General features: G+C 68.6%; 14 protein-coding genes. 7 read left to right on the top strand and 7 right to left on the bottom strand.

The genetic code is table 11. The features are described 5' to 3' along the window. Positions 1–211 precede the first annotated feature (211 nt). The 4 genes from C4F17_RS01130 to C4F17_RS01115 all read right to left on the bottom strand — a co-directional run bounded on the left by C4F17_RS01130 (position 212) and on the right by C4F17_RS01115 (position 6,248). Complete coding sequence (locus C4F17_RS01130) at positions 212–1,168, bottom strand: alpha-E domain-containing protein (RefSeq protein WP_081267164.1); 957 nt, start codon at positions 1,166–1,168, stop codon at positions 212–214. Between the two features lie 13 nt (positions 1,169–1,181). Further along, entirely contained in the window at positions 1,182–2,681 is a 1,500-nt protein-coding gene (locus tag C4F17_RS01125; RefSeq protein WP_081267165.1) for a circularly permuted type 2 ATP-grasp protein, read from the bottom strand. 100 nt (positions 2,682–2,781) lie between these two features. After that, complete coding sequence (locus C4F17_RS01120; RefSeq protein WP_081267166.1) at positions 2,782–3,630, bottom strand: oxepin-CoA hydrolase, alternative type; 849 nt, start codon at positions 3,628–3,630, stop codon at positions 2,782–2,784. Between the two features lie 143 nt (positions 3,631–3,773). Beyond that, positions 3,774–6,248 carry a DNA internalization-related competence protein ComEC/Rec2 gene (locus C4F17_RS01115; protein ID WP_106933965.1) on the bottom strand — a complete coding sequence of 825 codons (2,475 nt, stop codon included), beginning with the start codon at positions 6,246–6,248 and terminating at the stop codon, positions 3,774–3,776. 140 nt (positions 6,249–6,388) lie between these two features. Between C4F17_RS01115 and C4F17_RS01110 the strand changes: the two genes are divergently transcribed. The 6 genes from C4F17_RS01110 (at position 6,389) to C4F17_RS01085 (ending at position 15,725) form a co-directional block, all read left to right on the top strand. Further along, entirely contained in the window at positions 6,389–9,913 is a 3,525-nt protein-coding gene (locus C4F17_RS01110) for a transglutaminase family protein (RefSeq protein WP_106933964.1), read from the top strand. A 63-nt stretch (positions 9,914–9,976) separates the two neighbouring features. Then, positions 9,977–12,733 (top strand): circularly permuted type 2 ATP-grasp protein, encoded by a 2,757-nt coding sequence (locus C4F17_RS01105; protein ID WP_106933963.1) that lies wholly within the window; start codon positions 9,977–9,979, stop codon positions 12,731–12,733. 122 nt (positions 12,734–12,855) lie between these two features. Further along, the gene (locus tag C4F17_RS01100; RefSeq protein ID WP_106933962.1) at positions 12,856–13,692 is read left to right on the top strand and encodes a basic amino acid ABC transporter substrate-binding protein; all 837 of its coding nucleotides are present in this window, start codon (positions 12,856–12,858) and stop codon (positions 13,690–13,692) included. Between the two features lie 22 nt (positions 13,693–13,714). Then, positions 13,715–14,683 carry a transglutaminase family protein gene (locus tag C4F17_RS01095; protein WP_081267170.1) on the top strand — a complete coding sequence of 323 codons (969 nt, stop codon included), beginning with the start codon at positions 13,715–13,717 and terminating at the stop codon, positions 14,681–14,683. Beyond that, the gene (locus C4F17_RS01090) at positions 14,680–15,138 is read left to right on the top strand and encodes a RidA family protein (protein ID WP_081267171.1); all 459 of its coding nucleotides are present in this window, start codon (positions 14,680–14,682) and stop codon (positions 15,136–15,138) included. Before C4F17_RS01095 ends, C4F17_RS01090 begins: the two co-directional genes overlap by 4 nt. A gap of 5 nt (positions 15,139–15,143) precedes the next feature. Then, the gene (locus C4F17_RS01085; RefSeq protein ID WP_325001710.1) at positions 15,144–15,725 is read left to right on the top strand and encodes a nucleotidyltransferase family protein; all 582 of its coding nucleotides are present in this window, start codon (positions 15,144–15,146) and stop codon (positions 15,723–15,725) included. Here the strand turns inward: C4F17_RS01085 and C4F17_RS01080 are convergent. Beyond that, positions 15,697–16,701, bottom strand: coding sequence for a hypothetical protein (locus tag C4F17_RS01080; protein ID WP_106933961.1), 1,005 nt, complete (start codon positions 16,699–16,701; stop codon positions 15,697–15,699). The two genes, C4F17_RS01085 and C4F17_RS01080, sit on opposite strands and share 29 nt — an antisense overlap. After that, on the bottom strand, positions 16,698–17,612 hold the full coding sequence (locus C4F17_RS01075; RefSeq protein ID WP_159053579.1) for a hypothetical protein: 915 nt from the start codon (positions 17,610–17,612) through the stop codon (positions 16,698–16,700). The genes C4F17_RS01080 and C4F17_RS01075 overlap by 4 nt, the downstream gene beginning before the upstream one ends. Before the next feature lie 148 nt (positions 17,613–17,760). On the opposite strand from C4F17_RS01075, the gene C4F17_RS01070 reads away from it, so the two are divergent. After that, positions 17,761–18,771 (top strand): CbrC family protein, encoded by a 1,011-nt coding sequence (locus C4F17_RS01070; protein WP_159053578.1) that lies wholly within the window; start codon positions 17,761–17,763, stop codon positions 18,769–18,771. Positions 18,772–18,787: 16 nt separating this feature from the next. Here the strand turns inward: C4F17_RS01070 and C4F17_RS01065 are convergent, their stop codons facing one another. Then, positions 18,788–19,549 carry an SDR family NAD(P)-dependent oxidoreductase gene (locus tag C4F17_RS01065; protein ID WP_106933958.1) on the bottom strand — a complete coding sequence of 254 codons (762 nt, stop codon included), beginning with the start codon at positions 19,547–19,549 and terminating at the stop codon, positions 18,788–18,790. Positions 19,550–19,588: the final 39 nt, after the last annotated feature.

Below are 19,588 nucleotides of genomic sequence, written 5' to 3'. Positions count from 1 at the left end.
AAAACTGAGGACCGCGATTATGGGAGGGCAGCGCGTGTTTACAAGGTATTAATGCACGCTTTTAAACGCCTGAAAAACATCAAATCAGGCGAGTTAATTCATATTGTTTACTTTTGACGTTGCCGATGTCGTTGCGTCAACAATTGTCAAAACTCTGCTCCGAACGGAGCGGGCGTCATCTCCCTCAAGAGAGATGACGCTTTCACGATTTTCAATGCGCAGGCACCAGGAAATCCTGGCTGATCCGGCCGCCCAGCTCGTTCACGCGGTCGAGGAACTGCGTGAGATACGCGTGCAACCCCGTCGCAAGAATCTCGTCGACCCGCGCGTACTGCAGGTCGGCCAGCAGCTTGCCGGCGCGGCGCTGGGTTTCGGCGCTCTGCTCGTTCTGCACCTTCGCGAGGTTGTTGACCACCTCGACCAGGCTCGCATGCAGCGAGCGCGGCATGTCAGCGCGAAGAATCAGCAGCTCGGCCACGCGCTCGGGCTTGATGACGTCGCGGTACACCTTGCGGTAGACCTCGAAGGCCGAGACGCTGCGAAGAATGGCGCTCCAGTGATAGAAGTCGTACTCCTGGTCTTCCTCGGTGGCGGCGCCGAAGAACTCGCTGTTGAGCGCGTGGAACTTCACGTCGACCAGGCGCGCGGTGTTGTCGGCGCGTTCGAGGAAGGTGCCCAGGCGCGAGAAGTAGAAGGCTTCGTCCTGCAGCATGGTGCCCAGCGTGACGCCGCGCGACAGGTGCGAGCGGAACTTCACCCACTCGAAGAACTGGCCCGGGTCGCGCTCGAAGTCGCCCGCGCGCAGCATGCGGTTCACTTCGAGCCAGGTGGTGTTCTGCGTTTCCCAGGCTTCGGTGGTGAGCGCGCCGCGCACGGCGCGTGCGTTCTCGCGCGCGGCCTTGAGGCAGGACACGATGGACGAGGCATTGCTCTCGTCCTTGACCATGAACTCCATCACTTCCTTGGGCGCGATCTGGTCGTACTTCTGGTTGTACCAGGGCAGCAGCTCGCTGATGGAGAGCACGCCCTGCCAGCCGTACTTGGCGACTTCGGCGGATTGAGGCAGCAGCGAGGTCTGGTAATTGACGTCGAGCATGCGCGCCGTGTTCTCGGCGCGCTCGGTGTAGCGGGACATCCAGTAGAGATGGTCGGCAGTACGTGACAGCATCTTCGTCGTGCTCCTACAGCGATTGGCTTTGCGACTGCGCGGGCGCCGCCTTGGGCTTGGGCGCGCGGTCGGCTTCGAGAATCCAGGTGTCCTTGGTGCCGCCGCCCTGCGACGAGTTGACCACCAGCGAGCCTTCTTTCAGCGCCACGCGCGTGAGGCCGCCGGGCACCATCTGCACCTCGCTGCCCGAGAGCACGAAGGGCCGCAGGTCGATGTGGCGCGGCGCGATGCCTGCGTCCACGAAGGTGGGCGAGGTCGACAGGCTCAGCGTGGGCTGGGCGATGTAGCCGTCGGGCTTGGCGATCACGGCCTTCTTGAAGTCCTCGATCTCGGCCTGCGTGGCGGCCGGGCCGATCAGCATGCCGTAGCCGCCGGCGCCGTGCACTTCCTTGACGACCAGGTCCTTCATGTTGTCGAGCGTGTATTGCAGCTCGTCCTTGTTGCGGCACATGTAGGTGGGCACGTTCTTCAGGATCGGCTTCTCGCCGAGGTAGAACTCCACCATCTTCGGCACGTAGGGGTAGATCGACTTGTCGTCGGCCACGCCGGTGCCCACCGCATTGCAGATGACGACGTTGCCTTCGCGGTAGGCGCGCATCAGGCCCGCGCAGCCCAGCGTGGACGTGGGACGGAACACCTCGGGGTCGAGGAAGTCGTCGTCCACGCGGCGGTAGATGACGTCGACGCGCTTCGGCCCGCGCGTGGTACGCATGTAGACGAAGTTGTCCTTGACGAACAGGTCCTGCCCTTCGACCAGCTCCACGCCCATCTGCTGCGCGAGGAAGGCGTGCTCGAAGTAGGCGCTGTTGTACATGCCCGGCGTGAGCACCACCACCGTGGGCTCGGCCGTGGCCGGCGGCGCGCTGGCGCGAAGCGTCTCCAGCAGCAGGTCGGGGTAATGCGCGACCGGCGCGATGCGGTTCTGGTTGAACAGCTCCGGGAAGAGCCGCATCATCATCTTGCGGTTCTCGAGCATGTAGCTCACGCCGCTGGGCACGCGCAGGTTGTCTTCGAGCACGTAGTACTCGCCGTTGCCCTCGGCATCGGGGGCGCGGACGATGTCGATGCCCGAGATGTTCGAGTAGACGTTGTGCGGCACGTTGACGCCCATCATCTCGGGGCGGAACTGCGCGTTGTTCAGGATCTGCTCGGCCGGGATGATGCCGGCCTTGATGATTTCCTGGTCGTGGTAGACGTCATGCAGGAAGCGGTTGAGCGCCGTGACGCGCTGAACCAGCCCTTTTTCCATGCTGTCCCACTCGTTGGCCGGAATGATCCGCGGCAGCAGGTCGAACGGGATGAGCCGCTCGGTGCCGGAACCGTCTTCGTCCTTCGCGCCGTACACGGCAAAGGTAATACCGACCCGGCGGAAAATCATTTCCGCCTCTTCACGCCGCGAACGCATCACCTCACCGGGTTGCTTCGCGAGCCATTGGTCGTAGCGCTTGTAATGCTGTCGGATCGCAGCCCCCGCATAGGGCAACTGCTCATACATCTCGTCGAATTTGTGCATGGAACGACCAATCTCCTTGAGCCGTAGCTTAGCAAGTTCGAGGCCAGTAGAACCCCTTATGCGGCGGCCGGAGACGGGTCGAAGCTCTTTTTTTTGCGGGCTACCGCACCGGGGTTTCGGCCGGCGGCTGCTGCTTCTTGCGCGGCGAGAGGAATTCCTTGATGCGCTCCCCGCTCTCGTCGCCGTAGAGGCTGGCAACGGAAGATTCGCGCTCGGCATCGAGCTGTTCCCGCCGGCTGCGGCCCCGGGCAGAGTGCACGAGCTGCTTGATGCGCGCCTGCACTTCGAACGGCCCGCGGGAAAGCTCCTGCGCCCATTCGAGCGCCGTGGCGCAGGCACTGCCGCGCGGCACCACCTTGTTGACCACGCCCCAGTCGTGCAGCCGCCTGGCGCTGCAGGGCTTGCCGTCGAGCAGCATCTCCAGGGCCGCCTGCGGCGGCAGCGAACGCACCAGCGAATCGGAACCTCCGCCGTCGGGCGTGAGCCCCAGGTTGACGTAAGACATCGCGAACCTGGCGTCTTCCGCCGCCACGATGAGATCGCAGGCCAGGCACAGCGAAAAACCGCCCGCCACGGCCGCACCCTCGACCGCCGCGATGACGGGCTGGGGCGCTTCCTGGATCGCCATGATCCATTCGTTCAGCGCCTCGAGGTGGCCGTGCTGCTCGGCCTCGGGCAACTTGCGCTGCCGCGCCAGCCGCCGAAGGTCGCCGCCGCCGCTGAAGTGCTCGCCCTCCCCGCACAGCACGATGGCGCGCACCGTGCGAAAGCCCGAGGTGGCCCGCAGCGCCTTGGCCGCCGCGCGGTAGACCGCCGGGTTGACCGCGTTGCGCGCGGCCGGGTTGCTCAGGGTCAGCACCAGCACCGGACCCTCGCGGTGCGTCTTGAGCCTTGCGCCGGACGTGGCCGTGGCGCTCGCGCTGGTGATGGTCGGGACGGCGGTGGTCATGGCGCGGGCCCGGAAAACCGGCCCCACCGGCAACTGCTGCGATCTTGCATGGCATTCCCTTTGCGTTGTTTCAGACCGTATAACGCACGCGACCACTCGCCGGCGCTACCTCAGTGATGAGTACTTTACGCTTAATTTGACAATTAATTCACGATTTCAACGCGTTCAGGCACACGATGCCGCCAGTAGCGCGCATGGCGCTCGCGCTCGCAGGCGACATCGTCAGGCTGCGTGCTGCGCCAGTGGGCGGCACCGCAGCGGGGGCTGTCGACCAGCCGTACCCCGTGGGCCGCGTACCGCGCCGCCACCTCGGGCGCCGGGTGGCCGAAACGGTTGCGATAGCCTGCCTGGACCAGTGCAATGCGCGGCTGCACGGCGTCGAGGAAGGTTTCGCTCGACGAGGTCTTGCTGCCGTGATGAGGCACCAGCAGCACGTCGGCGCGCAACTCCGGCGCGCGCGCGACCAGCGCGGACTCCTGCATGCGCTCGACATCGCCCACCAGCAGCGCGGCGGCACGGCCGTTGCCGATGCGCAGCACGCACGACACGGCATTGGGCTTGGCGGTGAAGGCCTGGTAGTCGTCCGCCGCGGGGTGCAGCACCTCGAAATCCACGCCGTCCCATGTCCAGCGCTGGCCGGCCTCGCAGCGCCGCGCCGGACGCAGGGCCTGCAGCGGATGCGTGGCTTCGATCGAACTGCGCAAGTCCGCTTGCGGCTGCATCGCGAGCACGGCCTGCGCTCCGCCCGTGTGGTCGGTGTCGCGATGGCTCAGCACCAGCATGTCGAGGCGCTCGCCATAGGCGCGCAGCAGCGGCACGAGCACGCGGTGGCCGGCATCGCTTTCGAGGCTGTAGCGCGGACCGGTGTCGTACAGCAGGCTGTGCGTGGCGGTGCGAACCAGCACAGCGTTGCCCTGCCCGATGTCGGCGGCCAGCAATTCGAACTCTCCCGCCGCGGGACGCGGCGCCTGCCACAGCAACACCGGCAGCAGGAACGGCAGGCCGAGCACGCGCAGCGACCACGGCAGGCGCATCGCGAGCAATGCGCCGCCAGCCACGCCGCAAGCCGCCATCCACAGCGGCGGCGCGGCCATCGACAGCGTGGCGAGCGGCAAGCCGGCGCACCATTGCAGCAGCACCGAAAGCGCATGCACCGCCCACGCGGCCGCGTCCCACAGCGGCGCGATGGACACGCCCAGCATCGCCAGCGGCGTGACGACCAGCGTGACCCACGGGATCGCGACCGCATTGGCCAGCAGCCCGACCAGCGACACCTGCTGGAACAGCAGCAGGCTCAGCGGCGCGAGCGCCAACGTGATGACCCATTGCTCGCGAAAGAAACCCAGCAGCCGCGCCGAAGCCCGCGCGCGCGGCTCGCCGGGCACCGACGCATCGGTGGCGAACAGCACGCCCACCGCCACGAAGCTGAGCCAGAAGCCGGCCTGCATCAGCGCCCATGGGTCGAGCGCCACCACCACCGCCGCGGTCAGCAGCCACACATGCGGCCAGGGCCAGCGCCGCCCGGTGAGCCGCAGCGTGGCGACCGTCGCGAGCATCCACACCGTGCGCTGCGACGGCACGCCCCAGCCGCTGAAGAGCGCATAGAGCCCCGCCAGCAACACGCCGCCGACCAGCGCGGCCTGCTGCGCGGGCAGGCCCAGCATCAGGCGCGGGCAGCGCCGCCACAGCCAGCCAACGACATGGGCCGCCAGCCACGCGAACATCGTGACGTGGAGGCCCGAGATCGACATGAGATGCGCCACGCCGGTGGCACGGAACACATCCCAGCCCGCGCGGTCGATGGCCTGCTGGTCGCCCGTGACCAGCGCCGCGATCACGCCGGCCCGCGCGCGGTCGGGCACGCGCTCGAAGATCGCGTCGCGCACGGCTTCGCGCGCACGCTCGACCGGATGCCGCCAGGTGACGGCGATGCGCTTCGGCGCGGCATCTCGCGCACCGGTGCGCACATAGCCATTGGCCTGGATGCCCTGCTCCCAGGCCCACAGCTCCCCGTCGAAGCCGAAGGGATTGACGTTGCCGTGCGGCGCCTTGAGGCGCACGGCAAGCAGCCATCGCTCGCCGGCGTGCACGGAAGCGACCGGGCTCGCGGACGCGGCCTTGCCGGCGGATGAGCGCCCCCACAGCCCCGTGTTCTCCGCATACCAGCCGAGGGAGACGTGGCCCGGAACCGGCAATGGCTCGTCGACGGACGCATCGGCCCAGCGTGCGGACTCCACATCGAGCCGAAACCGCGTCCCGGCTTCGTTGCGTTGCGGCATCTCCGCGACCACGCCCGTGACCACGAGGTCGCGCCCTTCGAGCGCCGGTGCCAGCGCGCCGCCCGCGTAGACCACCGCGCGCCAGCCCGCCAGCCCCGCCCCGGCCATGGCTCCGCAAAGCAGTGCGAGCACCATGGCCGGCAGGCGCCGTTCGATGAAAAAAGGCCGGCGCCATCGCCCGAGACCCGCCACGGCCGCCAGCAGCAAGACGGCATAGACCCATGCGGGCCAGAGCGACGGCTGCTGCAATTGCAGGGCCGCGCCCAGCAGCGATCCGCCCAATGCGGCGAAGCCTCGCGACCCGCCCACGGCATTGCCCGACGCGTGAAATCGCGTCATGAAAGAACGTCCGTACACATGATGCAAACCCTCCCCGACTCACGCTCAGTGGCGCGTTAATTGCTAAGCATCTCGGCTAGTATGCGTCTCACCAGAGACATCTTTCCGATGCAATCTGCCAGTACTGCACACAAAAACGCATGTCTATCCACGCCGCTCTACACCACGTCACCCATTACAAATACGACCGCCTGGTGCAGTTGGGCCCTCAGGTCGTGCGCTTGCGTCCCGCGCCGCATTGCCGCAGCAACGTCATCTCGTATTCGCTGCGGGTCGAACCCGCGGAGCACTTCGTCAACTGGATGCAGGACCCGTTCGCCAACTACCAGGCGCGGCTCGTGTTTCCCGAGAAGACACGCGAGTTCAAGGTCACTGTCGACCTCGTGGTCGAAATGGCGGTCTACAACCCCTTCGACTTCTTCCTCGAGCCGCAGGCGGAGAACTTCCCCTTCAAGTACACGGCCTCGCAGGCCGAGGAGCTCGCGCCCTACCTCGTGGCCGACCCGGTCACGCCGCTGCTGGAGGCCTACCTCGACAAGGTCGAGCGCAAGGAACAGCGCACCATCGACTTCCTGGTCGGCATCAACCAGCAGGTGCAGAAAGACGTCAACTACCTGATCCGCATGGAGCCCGGCGTGCAGACGCCGGAAGAAACGCTGGCCAACGGCAGCGGCTCCTGCCGCGACTCGGGCTGGCTGCTGGTTCAACTGCTGCGCCACTGCGGACTGGCCGCGCGCTTCGTCTCGGGTTACCTGATCCAGCTCACCCCCGACGTGAAGGCGCTCGACGGCCCGAGCGGCACCACGGTCGACTTCACCGACCTGCACGCCTGGTGCGAGGTGTTCCTGCCGGGCGCGGGCTGGATCGGCCTCGACGCCACTTCGGGCCTCTTGGCCGGCGAAGGCCACATCCCGCTGGCCTGCACGCCCACGCCATCGAGCGCCGCGCCCATCGAGGGCGGCGTGGACGAATCCGAGGTCGAGTTCGGCCATGAGATGAAGGTCACGCGCATCTACGAATCGCCGCGCGTCACCAAGCCCTACACCGAAGAGCAATGGGCCGAGGTGCTGACCCTCGGCGACGCGGTCGATGCGCGCCTGAAGGCCGGCGACGTGCGCCTCACCATGGGCGGCGAGCCGACCTACGTGGCCACCAGCGACCGCGACGCGCCCGAGTGGAACACCGACGCCCTCGGCCCCACCAAGCGCGGCTACGCCACCGAGCTCGTGCACAAGCTGCGCGCCGAGTACGGCAAGGGCGGCTTCCTGCACTTCGGCCAGGGCAAGTGGTATCCGGGCGAGCAGCTGCCGCGCTGGGCGCTGTCGATCTTCTGGCGCGCCGACGGCCAGACGCTGTGGCACGACCCCGAGCTGTTCGCCGACGAACGCTTTCCCACCCACTACACCAGCGAAGACGCACGCCGCTTCACCACCGTGCTGGCGCACAAGCTCGGCCTGACCGAGCGCTACATCCAGCCCGGCTACGAAGACATCTACTACTACCTCTGGCGCGAACGCCGCCTGCCGGTGAATGTCGACCCCTTCGACTCGAAGCTCGACGACGAACTCGAACGCGTGCGCCTGCGCCGCGTGTTCACGCAGAAGCTCGACGCGGTGATCGGCTACATGCTGCCCATCGAGCCCGGCAATGCGAACGGCGACGCTCCCGCGCTGGCGGGCCCGGCCTGGAAGACCGGCCCCTGGTTCCTGCGCGACGACCGGCTCTACCTGATTCCCGGCGACTCGCCCATGGGCTACCGCCTGCCGCTCGACTCCCAGCCTTGGGCCAGCAAGGGCGACTACCCCTACCTGATCGAGCGCGACCCGACCGCGCCGCGCGGCGCACTGCCGAGCGCGGCCGATTACCGCGCGCGCTACACCGCCGGCGCAGCCGCCGCCGGTGCTGGTGCCGCCGCTGGTGCCGCCGGCCTCGGTGACGTGCCCTACACCTTCGGCACGCCGCCCGTGGTGCCCGCCTCGCTGCGCATGCAAAGCCCCGGCGATGCGGCAAGCGGCGATGCATCGGCAACCGACGACGCCACCGACAAGCCCACCACCCGCCAGCCGCTGCGCGGCGAATCCGCCCACTGGGTCACGCGCACCGCGCTGTGCGTCGAAGTGCGCGACCCGCGCCGCGCCAACGGCCCGGTGGCCGAGAAGAAGGGCAACGCCTCAGGCGTGCTCTACGTCTTCATGCCGCCGCTCGCGCGCCTGGAGGACTACCTCGACCTCGTCGCCGCGGTGGAAGCCACCGCGCGCGACCTGGGCGTGCGCATCGTGATGGAAGGCTATCCGCCGCCGCGCGACCCGCGCCTGAAGATGCTGGCCGTCACGCCCGACCCCGGCGTGATCGAAGTCAACATCCACCCGGCCCAAAACTGGAAGGAACTGGTCGCCCACACCGAGTTCCTCTACAACGCCGCGTTCGAAACCCGCCTGTCGGCCGAGAAGTTCATGACCGACGGCCGCCACACCGGCACCGGCGGCGGCAACCACTTCGTGATGGGCGGCGCCACGCCCGCCGACAGCCCTTTCCTGCGCCGGCCCGAACTGCTGGCCAGCCTGCTGCTCTACTGGCACAACCATCCGTCGCTGAGCTACCTGTTCTCGGGCATGTTCATCGGCCCGACCAGCCAGGCGCCGCGCGTGGACGAGGCCCGCAACGACCAGGTCTACGAGCTCGAAATCGCGCTCAAGGAAATTGCCAAGAACCGCGAGATCTACGGCCAGAACATGCCCGCATGGCTGGTCGACCGCACGCTGCGCAACATCCTGATCGACGTGTCGGGCAACACGCACCGCAGCGAGTTCTGCATCGACAAGCTGTATTCGCCCGACTCGAGCACCGGCCGCCTCGGCCTGCTGGAGCTGCGCGCGTTCGAGATGCCGCCGCATGCGCGCATGAGCATTGCGCAGCAGCTGCTCATCCGCGCGCTGGTGGCCCGCTTCTGGGACGAGCCCTACAAGGCGCCCGTCACCCGCTGGGGCACCGAGCTGCACGACCGCTTCCTGCTGCCGACCTTCGTCAAGATGGACTTCGACGACGTCATCAGCGAGATGCGCCAGGCCGGCTTCGCCTTCGACCCCGACTGGTTCGCGCCGCACTTCGAGTTCCGCTTCCCGCTGGTGGGCCAGATGCAGGCCATGGGCGTGGAGCTGTCGCTGCGCAACGCGCTGGAGCCCTGGCACGTGATGGGCGAGGAAGGCTCGGCCGGCGGCACGGTGCGCTATGTCGATTCCTCGCTGGAGCGCATCGAGGTGCGCGTGACCGGGCTGAACGAAAGCCGCCACGTCGTCACCGTCAACGGCAAGGTGCTGCCGCTGCAGCCCACGGGCGTGACGGGCGAATTCGTGGCCGGCGTGCGCTACAAGGCCTGGAACCCGCCTTCGGCGCTGCACCCCAGCATCAAGGCCCATGCCCCGCTGACCTTCGACCTGGTCGACACCTGGATGAAGCGCTCGCTGGGCGGCTGCCAGTATTTCGTGGCCCACCCGGGTGGCCGCAACTACGACACCTTCCCCGTCAACGCCTACGAGGCCGAGAGCCGCCGCCATTCGCGCTTCACGCGCACCGGCCATACGCCCGGCCTCATGCGCACGCCGCCGGCCACCATCGAGCTGCCGGGCAGCCGCGAGTTCCCGTTCACGCTCGACCTGCGGCGCTGAAGGGGTGCCTACCACACCGCCGAAGCGGCCGGGCCGTGACGGCGGTGTGACAATCCCCCTCCTGTGGAACCCTTGAACGAATCCCTGTTCGGCGCCCAGGCACTGGAATTTCCAGCGGCCCTGGCGTCGGCGCTCGCCCCGGCCGCCCAGCCCGGACACTTCGACGAATTGCGCGGGCAGGCCACCCCGGTGACGGCCTCCCGGCCGGCGGGTGGCGCGGCCGCGCCCGCCGCAGCCCCGCTGCTTTACGACGCCGCCGCGGAGCAGCGGCCGGCGCCTTCGCAGTCGCCTTCGCCTTCGTCTTCTCAGTCGCAATCTCAGTCCCAGACGCAGTCACAGTCCCAGGAACCTTCCAGCGAGCAACCGCCGCTCACGCCCGCCTGGCACGACTTCTTCGAACAGCTCGGCCCCGGCGGCTTCAACGACCTGCCCCGGCGCGCCGTCAGCCTGGAGCGGCAGATCCGCGACAACGGCGTCACCTACAACGTCTACGCCGACGCCAACGGCCCGCAGCGCCCCTGGTCGCTCGACCTGTTCCCGCTGATCGTCTCGCCCGAGAGCTGGAGCCAGATCGAGGCCGGCGTGCTGCAGCGCGTGCGGGTGCTCGACCGGGTCATGGCCGACGTCTACGGCCCGCAGCAGCTGCTGGCCGAGGGGCTCATTCCCCCGGCGCTGGTGCGCGGCCACCCCGGCTACCTGCGCGCCCTGCACGGCGTGAAACCGCCGGGCGACACCTGGCTGCACATCGCCGCCTTCGACCTCGCGCGAGGCCCCGACGGCAACTGGTGGGTGGTGTCGCAGCGCACCCAGGCGCCCTCGGGCCTGGGCTACCTGCTGGAAAACCGGCTGGCCATCACGCGTCAGTTTCCGCAGGCCTTCGAGGCGCTGCAGGTGCAGCGCCTGGCCGCCACCTACAGCGCCATGATGGAAGGCCTGCAGCGCATGTGCCCGGCCGGCGTGCCGCCGCACATCGCGCTGCTCACGCCCGGCCCGTACAACGAAACCTACTTCGAGCACGCCTACCTCGCGCGCTACCTGGGCATCACGCTGGTCGAGGGCAGCGACCTCACCGTGCGCGACCAGCGGCTCTACCTCAAGACGCTGCAGGGCCTGCGCCCGGTGCACGGCCTCATCAAGCGGCTGGACGACCAGTTCCTCGACCCGCTGGAGCTGCGGCCCGACTCCACGCTCGGCGTGCCCGGCCTGCTGCAGGCCATTCGCGCGGGCAACGTGCTGGTGGCCAACATGCCGGGCTCGGCCTTCCTCGAATCGCCAGCGTTGCTGGGTTTCCTGCCGGGGCTGGCGCGCCGCCTGATCGGCGAGAAGCTCAAGCTGCCCGCGCTGCCCACCTGGTGGTGCGGCGAGCGCGCCGCGCTCGAAGCCGTGCTGCCGCAACTGGCCGACTGCGCCATCAAGCCCACCTACCCCGGTTTCGAAGGCCGCGCCAGTTTCGACGCGGTGCTCGGCAGCCAGCTCGGCCGGCGCGAGCTCGACGAGTGGGCCGGCCGCATCGTGCGCGAGGGCGACGTCCACACCGTGCAGGGCTACCAGCCGCTGTCGCAGATGCCCACCTGGGCCAACGACCTGGGCCCGGGCCACATCGCGCCGCGCGCGGTGATGCTGCGCGTGTTCGCGGTGAGCGACGGCGCGCAGTCGTGGCGCGTGCTGCCCGGCGGCCTGGCCCGGCTCGCGGGGCCCGACGCGCAGATCGCCTCCATGCAGCGCGGCGGCAGCAGCGCCGACGTGTGGGTGCAGACGCTCGGCGAAGTCGACCGCACCACGCTGCTGCAGCCGCATGCCACGCCGGCATCGCTGGCACGGCACCGCGCGCCCGTCACCAGCCGCGCCGCCGAGAACATGTTCTGGCTCGGCCGCTACACCGAGCGCGCCGAGAACGCGGTGCGCATGGCGCGCCTCACGCTCAACCTGCTGGGCGGCGAAGACCAGTCGTCGCGTCCGCTGCTCGATTGGCTGCACCGTGTGGCGCTGCGCAATGCGCTGGTGCCGGCCGAGGCGCCCAGCGCGCCGAAGTCGCGCCGCGTGTTCGAGCGCGCGCTGATCGCCGAGCTGGGCGACGTCGACCGGGGCGGCAGCGTGGGCTTCAGCCTGCGGTGCATACGGCAGGCCGCGGCCGCGGTGCGCGAGCGGCTGTCGCAGGACAACTGGAACCAGATCGTTCGCGCCGAGACCGAATTCCTGCGCCGCGCCGCCGAGCAGGCCGGCGAAGGCAGCTTCGCCTCCAGCGCCGCGCTGCGCGCGCTCGAATCCGCCAGCACCGCGCTGGCAGCCATGACCGGCGCGCAGACCGACCGCATGACGCGCGACGACGCCTGGCGGCTGCTGTCGATCGGCCGCCACATCGAGCGCCTGGGCTTTCTGTCGAACGCGCTGCAGGCCGGCTTCGAGAACGGCGCGGTGCACGAGGTGAGCGGCTTCGAGGCGATGGTGGCGCTGTTCGACAGCACCATCACCTTCCATGCGCGCTACCAGCAGCGCCGCGACGTCGCCACCATGGTCGACCTGCTGGTGCTCGACGCCGAGAACCCGCGCTCGCTCGCCTGGGTCACGCAGACGCTGCGCGGACGCATCGCGCGGCTGGCCGGCAGCGCGCCGGGCAAGCTCACCGCCCTGTCGTACGAGCTGCCCGACCCGGCCGGCTGGACGCTCGAACACCTCTGCGCCGCCGGCCCGGACGCCAACTACCCGGCCCTGGCCGAACTGCTGGCCAACTGCGAGTCGGCCGCGTACCACGTGTCCGACGCCATCGGCACGCGCTACTTCACCCTCACTTCGGAATCGCTGCGCTCGGTCGGCGCGTGAACTCGCTCTCCCCCATGCTTCGCGCACTTCGTGTCGCTTCGCACTCCCCCTCACCGGGGGCAACGCCCGCGGCCCGGCAAAGCCGGTTCCGCGGCGTTTCCCGACAGATCCAGGAGACATCCATGCCCAGCAACATCATCAACCGCCGCTTCGCACTCACCGCCGCCGCGCTGCTCACGGCCCTGGCCATTGCAGGCTGCGGCAAGCAGGAAGCGGCCACGCCCACAGCCTCCGCCAGCGCGCCGACACCGCCGGCCGCCGCCCGCGTACTGGTGGTTGGCACCGACGCCGCCTACACGCCCTTCGAATCGCAGAACGACAAGGGCGACATCGTGGGCTTCGACATCGACGTGGTGAAGGCCGTCGCGCAGAAGGCCGGGCTCGAAGTCAAGTTCGTCAACACGCCGTGGGAAGGCATCTTCAACTCGCTCGACCAGGGTGACCGCGACCTGCTGGTGTCGGCCATCACCATCACCGACGAGCGCCGCCAGACGATGGACTTCTCGCAGCCGTACTTCGACGCCAAGCAGCTGATCGCCGTCAAGAGCGATTCGCCCGTGGCCAGGTTCGAGGACATCAAGAACCTGAAGGTCGGCGTGCAGAACGGGACCACCGGCGACGAAGTGGTCGGCAAGCTGCTCGGCAAGTCGAGCACCGCCATCAAGCGCTTCGAGTCGACCCCGCTCGCGCTGAAGGAGCTGGAAGCCGGCGGCGTGCAAGCCGTGGTGGCCGACAACGGCGTGGTCGTGCACTACCTCGCGAACAACGCGGCGGGCGGCTTCAAGACGGTGAGCGACGCCAGCTTTCCGGTGGAGAAGTACGGCATTGCCGTGAAGAAGGGCAACGCCGAGTTGCTCGCCAGGATCAACCAGGGCCTCGAGGCAATTCGCACCGACGGCACCTACGCCAGGATCTACGCCTCGCACTTCGGCACCGAGCCGAAGCAAGCGGGCAAGTAGCCAACGAGCCGGGGCCAACGCCATGCTGCTGCACGTCACGCACGAAACCCGCTACGAATACTCCCCGCCGGTCGAGACGGCACAGCACCTGGCCCACCTGAGGCCGCTGGCCACCGACTCGCAGCGCCTGGTGAGCCACAAGCTCTCCATCGAGCCGACGCCCGCGCAGCGCAACGAAACGCCCGACCTCTACGGCAACACCCGCGCCTTCTTCGCGCTCGAGGCCACGCACGACAAGCTGGTCGTCACCGCCGAGAGCGTGGTCGAGACCTCGGTGCCAGTGCTCTCGCCGGCCATCGCGCGCGAGCTGCCCTGGGAGGCGGTGCGCGAGCGTTTCCGCTTCCGCAAGGACGCCACCTTCGACGCCGCCTCGGAGTTCGTCTTTCCGTCGCCCTACGTGCCGCGTCACGACGACTTCACCGCCTATGCGCGCGCCAGCTTCGTGCCCGGTCGGCCCGCCTTCGACGTGGCGATGGACCTCACCGTGCGCATGTACGAAGACTTCGACTACGACGCCGACAGCACCGAGATCAACACCCCCGCCGTCGAGGCCCTCGCGCAGCGCAAGGGCGTGTGCCAGGACTTCGCCCACATCATGATCGCGTGCTTCCGCACCATGGGCCTGCCGGCGCGCTACGTGAGCGGCTACCTGCTCACGCAGCCGCCGCCCGGCCAGCCCCGGCTGGTGGGCGCCGACGCTTCGCATGCGTGGGTGTCGGTGTACCTGCCCGGCAAGAGCGGGGACGGCGGCAACAGCCCCGGCGGCTGGGCCGACTTCGACCCCACCAACGGCCGCCAGCCCGGCGAGGACTACGTCACGCTGGCCATCGGCCGCGACTACTCCGACGTGTCGCCGATGCGCGGCGTACTCCATGGCGGCGCAAGGCACACGCTGCGCGTCGGCGTGACCGTGCAGCCGGTGGGGGAAGTGCTCGAGGCGGTACCGCAAACACAGACACAATCGCAATCCCAAGACAAGGAGTCTCCATGAGCGTTTACGACAAACTTTCCAGCCTCGGTATCACCCTGCCCCCGGTCGCCGCCCCCGCCGCCGCCTACGTGCCCTTCGTGCAGACCGGCAACCTCGTGTTCCTCTCGGGCCACATCGCCAAGAAGGACGGCAAGGTCTGGGCCGGCCAGCTGGGCGCCAGCATCGGCACCGAGGAAGGCAAGCAGGCCGCACGCGCCATCGCCATCGACCTGCTGGGCACGCTGCACGCCGCCGTGGGCGACCTGAACAAGGTCAAGCGCATCGTCAAGGTGATGAGCCTCGTGAACTCGGTCGGCACCTTCACCGAACAGCATCTCGTGACCAACGGCGCGAGCGAGTTCTTCGCCGAAGTCTTCGGCCCCGAAAAGGGCGCGCATGCACGCAGCGCCTTCGGCGTGGCGCAGATCCCGATGGGCGCCTGCGTGGAAATCGAACTGATCGCCGAGATCGGCTGATCGCCTTGGCGCTGACGCCCGACGACCTCGTCGCGCAGGCGATGCAGGACCCCGTCAATGCGGCGCTCGCAAAACGCCTCCCCGGCCTCGGCCTGAAACAGGGCTTCCTTACCGCCGGCTGCCTGTTCCAGGCCACCTGGAACCACACTGCCGGCCGGCCGCCGGGCTGGGGCGTGAAGGACTACGACGTCTTCTACTTCGACGACAGCGACCTTTCATGGGAGGCTGAAGACGCCGTCATCCGCCGCGTGCACGAAGCCGTCGCCGACCTGGGCGTGACCATCGAGGTCAAGAACCAGGCGCGCGTGCACCTCTGGTACGAACAGCGCTTCAAGGCGCCGTACCCGCGCCTGCGGTCCGCGCGCGACGGCATCGACCGCTACCTCATCGCCTGCACCCGCGTGGGCATCGACCTGGCCGACGGCTCGCTCTACGCGCCCGACGGGCTCGATGACCTGGCCGCCGGCATCCTGCGCATGAATCCGCTGCTGCCGATGCCGGAGATGTTCAACGCGAAGGCGCGCGACTACCAGTCGCGCTGGCCCTGGCTGCGCATCGCTACTTGCGCTTCCAGCTCGACACCGTGATGAACACGCCGGTTTCCTTCGCATCGCGCAGCCGCACGGTGTAGCGGCCCGCGCCGTCGGTGCCGCTGAACACGGCCTCGCGCTCGCTATTGCCGGCTTCCAGGGTCGCGCCCTTGGCCAGTTCGCGGTAGGTGGCGACCAGGTCGTCGAATGCCGCGTAGCTGCGCAGCGTCACTTCGGCATCGGGCCAGCGGGCGCCCTTGAGCTCGGCGTTCTCGCGGTCGGTGTACATCGGCTTGCCGGCCAGCCCCTTCGGTATCACGATCTTGCCGGCGCTGGCGGTGCTGTTCACCTCCCCCGCCTGCACGAGCAGCGGCTTCAACGAAGCCGGAAAACCCGCCGGGAGCTCCGCATCGCGCCAGCCCGGCGCCGTCGGCTGGCCCGCGATGTATTCGACGGTGGCGATCTTCTGCGCAGCCGCTGCTTCGGCGGAGTCATCGCTCTCGGCCATCAGCGCGTGGTACGAAGGCAGCGTTTTGGCCCATGCAATCAGCGGTTCGGCATCCGAGGGCCTGGCGTCGGCGGGATGGAAGATCGTCAGCACGGCCTGGGGGTCGGGGTTGCACACCTTGGGCTCGTCGCGCTTGGTGGAATCGCGGCAGTGGCCGTTGACCAGGCCGATCGCCAGCAGGCGACCTTCGCCGTCGAGCAGCAGCGCGGAGCGCTCCTCGCCGTGGCCTTCGCCGCTCACCGACGCGATCACCGTGCGCCCGTCGGGCCACACAGTGCGCGTGACGTCGAAGCGCGAGCGCATGCCGTCCAGCACCTGCGCCGCGATGAGCCTGTCGCCATCGGTGTAGCTGCCGCGCGCATAGCCGACCATGGCAATCACGGCGTTGCGGATCTTGGGTTGCTCGCTGAGCTTCAGCCGGGGCGGAGGCAGCTCGGTGGTGACGGGCGCCGCGTGCACGGAGGCGCCGAGCGCGCAGGCGATCAGCAGCGACGCCAGTGCCTTCCCTGGAAACGGCGCGCTCATTCGGCGATCTCGATTTCGATGTTGGTGATGGCCGGCATGTCGCGCGGCACCTTGGCGTTGACGGAGAAGGCGGTGCCCTTGAGGCTGCCGAGCACATAGCCTGAACGCTCGTCCGCTTCAGACTGCATGCCCTCGAGCGGCGGCGACAGCTTCTTGTAGAAGTCGAGCACCTGCGCCACGGTGTCGACGGTCTGCAGGCGCAGCACGCGCCTGGCCTTCGCGTCGCTCAGGGCGTCCTGTCCGGTGTAGTGCAGCACAGCCCTCGGATACAGCGGCACGGACTGCGAAAAGCCCTTTGGCCGCGCGACCGGCCGGGCGTTGGTGTGCGCGGCGTCCATGGTCGTGTACTCGGTCTTCTCGAACTTCTCTTCCTTGCCGGAGTCCAGGTCTTCCTTCGGCACCGTGCGGCTCCATTCGACCAGCGGCTGCGCCTGTGCGCGATCGACGCCGGGGCGCAGGAAGATCGACAGCACCGCGTGCTGGTCGTCGCGGCAACCGGTGGACGACGACTTCACACCGCATTCGCGGTGCGCCAGCGCGGCGGCGAGCACCTCGCCGCTGCGGTCGTCCACCAGCAGGGCCGAGCGCTCGCTGCCGCCGTTGGGCAAGCGGTACGACGACAGCAGACGCTTGCCGTCCGGCAGCGCCTGCTGCTGCCGGTGGCGCCGCGATGCAAGTCCCGCGATCAGCTGTTCTGCCAGCAGGCCTTCAGGCCAGTAATACGAGCCGGAGGCCAGGCCGGCGAAATCGGTCACGGCGCGGTCGAGCGCGGGAACCTGGGAAGCTTGCGGCGCCCGCTCGGACTCGGCTTCGGGCACGCGCACGAGCTGAGGCGTGGACGCGGCGCAGACGGTGGCAGCGGACAGGGTAAGAAAAAAGGAAGAAAGAGCGAGTCGGAATCTGGAAGGCATCAAAAGGGAAAAAAAAACGAGAGGAGGAGCGTTGCGCTCCGGGCGAGCCGCATGCAGCCGCAAGAAGAAATGCGAGGACGATTCTAGAAGGCGATCGATGGGCCGCGCGGTGTTCGGCATACTGCAACCCGGTCCTTCATTCCTCTCCATGAATCGACACACTCAGCCCCCACCCACACCCGAAAGCGCACTGCGCGCGCTCGAAGAAAAACTGGGCGCCGCCCTGCCCCCGATCCTGCGAAACCGCTATGCCACGTCCAACGGCGGAAGCTTCGGCGACCCGCGCAAACGCGATGCCGAGTGGCAGCTGCATCCGGTCTTCGACAGCAGCGACCGCAAGCAGATGAAGCGCACCGCCGAAGATGTTCTCCACTACACACGGCTCGCGCTGCAGGACGCGCGCTTTCCGCGCGACGGCATCAGCATTGCGCACGACTACTCGATGTACCGCCAGCTCTTCGTGCGCCGCGACCCCGCGAGCGGCAACATCGCCGACGACATCCTGCTGTTCGACGTGCACACCGGCGAATGGTCCGCGCCGTACGCCGGCGACCTGCAGGCAGCCATCGACCAGGCCCGCGTGCCGGAGGCCGTGCAGCCCGACCCCGCGCGTGCGCTACCCGTGTTCCGCTACTACGCCGATCCGTTCGAATCGGGCGTGATGCGTACGTCCGGCGAAACCTGCCAGTGCTGCGGCCAGGCCACCGGCTACATCTACGACGGCAGCTTCTACGCCATCGGCGACGAATCGCACTTCTGCCCTTGGTGCATCGCCGACGGCTCGGCCGCGGCGAAGTTCGACGGGGAATTCAACGACGCGGCCGGCGTGGGCATGGGCGAGGTCGAGCTGCCGATGCGCGTCATCGAAGAAGTGTCGCAACGCACGCCCAGCTTCTTCAGCTGGCAGCAGGAGCGATGGTGGGCGCACTGCAACGACGCCGGCCGCTTCCTCGGCGAGATCGAGCACGTCGACCGCGCGCTGCTGGCGTCGGAGCCGGCCGCCGACTTCGTGCGCGAGACCTGCGACGACGCGCACCTCGATGCCGGCGAAGGCTGGCAATGGCTGCTCGACACGCCCTCGCGCGAACGCAGCTTCGCGGTGTTCGTGTTCGGCTGCCTGCACTGCGGCAAGCTGGGCGGCTACGTCGACCTGAGCTGAGCGGCGCGCACGGCCGTCAGGGCATCACCTGCCCGCCGTTGACCTCGATGACCTGCCCGGTCACATAACCGCTGGCCGCCTCGCTCGCCAGGAACAGGAAGGCGCCGACGCACTCTTGGGCCGTGCCCAGCCGCCCCATGGGAATGGCATTGGCAAAGTTCTTCAGCACCTCGGGGCTCGAATGCCCGTCGTGAAAAGGCGTCTCGATCACGCCCGGCGCCACCGCATTGACGCGGATCTTGTCCTTCACCAGTTCCTTGGCCATGGTGCGCGTGATGGTCGACACGAAGCCCTTGCAAGCCGCGTAGAGCCCCGCGCCCGGCCCGCCGCCGGTGCGCGCGGCCTGCGTGGTCACGTTGATGATCGCACCGCCGCCACCGGCGGCCATCAGCGGAATCACGCGGCGGCTCACCGCCACCACGGAGCGCGCATTGAGGCGGAACACCGCGTCGATGTAGTCGTCGTCCGCATCGACGATGGGCGAGCGCTTCACGAAGCCGCCCGCGTTGTTGACCAGCACGTCGATGCGGCCGAACTCGGCATGCACCGTCTTCACCATGCGGTCGACGGCGGCGGTGTCGGTCACGTCGGCCTGCACCAGCAGCGCGCGGCCGCCGGCGGCCTCGATGTCGCGCGCCACGTTGCGCGCCTCGCCGGCGCTGCCCCGGTAGTGCACCGCCACCCGCGCGCCGGCCTGCCCCAGCGCGCGCGCCACCGCCGCGCCTATGCCGGTGCTCGCGCCCGTGACCAGTACCGCCTTGTCCTTCAGATCGTTCATGTCGTCGTGTCTCCTTGGGTTGAAAAACGGGCGCACCCG

Origin of the sequence: Variovorax sp. PMC12 (genome assembly GCF_003019815.1) — a bacterium.
GTDB lineage: Bacteria > Pseudomonadota > Gammaproteobacteria > Burkholderiales > Burkholderiaceae_C > Variovorax.
Note: the sequence above shows the minus strand (reverse complement) of the source record. Positions and strands in the feature narration are given on the sequence as shown.

What these genes read in the sequence shown, in the direction of transcription:
- C4F17_RS01130 (WP_081267164.1), bottom strand. Translation starts at nt 1,168, where the DNA reads ATGCTGTCACGTACTGCCGACCATCTCTACTGGATGTCCCGCTACACC.
- C4F17_RS01125 (WP_081267165.1), bottom strand. Translation starts at nt 2,681, where the DNA reads ATGCACAAATTCGACGAGATGTATGAGCAGTTGCCCTATGCGGGGGCT.
- C4F17_RS01120 (WP_081267166.1), bottom strand. Translation starts at nt 3,630, where the DNA reads ATGACCACCGCCGTCCCGACCATCACCAGCGCGAGCGCCACGGCCACG.
- C4F17_RS01115 (WP_106933965.1), bottom strand. Translation starts at nt 6,248, where the DNA reads ATGACGCGATTTCACGCGTCGGGCAATGCCGTGGGCGGGTCGCGAGGC.
- C4F17_RS01110 (WP_106933964.1), top strand. Translation starts at nt 6,389, where the DNA reads ATGTCTATCCACGCCGCTCTACACCACGTCACCCATTACAAATACGAC.
- C4F17_RS01100 (WP_106933962.1), top strand. Translation starts at nt 12,856, where the DNA reads ATGCCCAGCAACATCATCAACCGCCGCTTCGCACTCACCGCCGCCGCG.
- C4F17_RS01095 (WP_081267170.1), top strand. Translation starts at nt 13,715, where the DNA reads ATGCTGCTGCACGTCACGCACGAAACCCGCTACGAATACTCCCCGCCG.
- C4F17_RS01090 (WP_081267171.1), top strand. Translation starts at nt 14,680, where the DNA reads ATGAGCGTTTACGACAAACTTTCCAGCCTCGGTATCACCCTGCCCCCG.
- C4F17_RS01080 (WP_106933961.1), bottom strand. Translation starts at nt 16,701, where the DNA reads ATGAGCGCGCCGTTTCCAGGGAAGGCACTGGCGTCGCTGCTGATCGCC.
- C4F17_RS01075 (WP_159053579.1), bottom strand. Translation starts at nt 17,612, where the DNA reads ATGCCTTCCAGATTCCGACTCGCTCTTTCTTCCTTTTTTCTTACCCTG.
- C4F17_RS01070 (WP_159053578.1), top strand. Translation starts at nt 17,761, where the DNA reads ATGAATCGACACACTCAGCCCCCACCCACACCCGAAAGCGCACTGCGC.
- C4F17_RS01065 (WP_106933958.1), bottom strand. Translation starts at nt 19,549, where the DNA reads ATGAACGATCTGAAGGACAAGGCGGTACTGGTCACGGGCGCGAGCACC.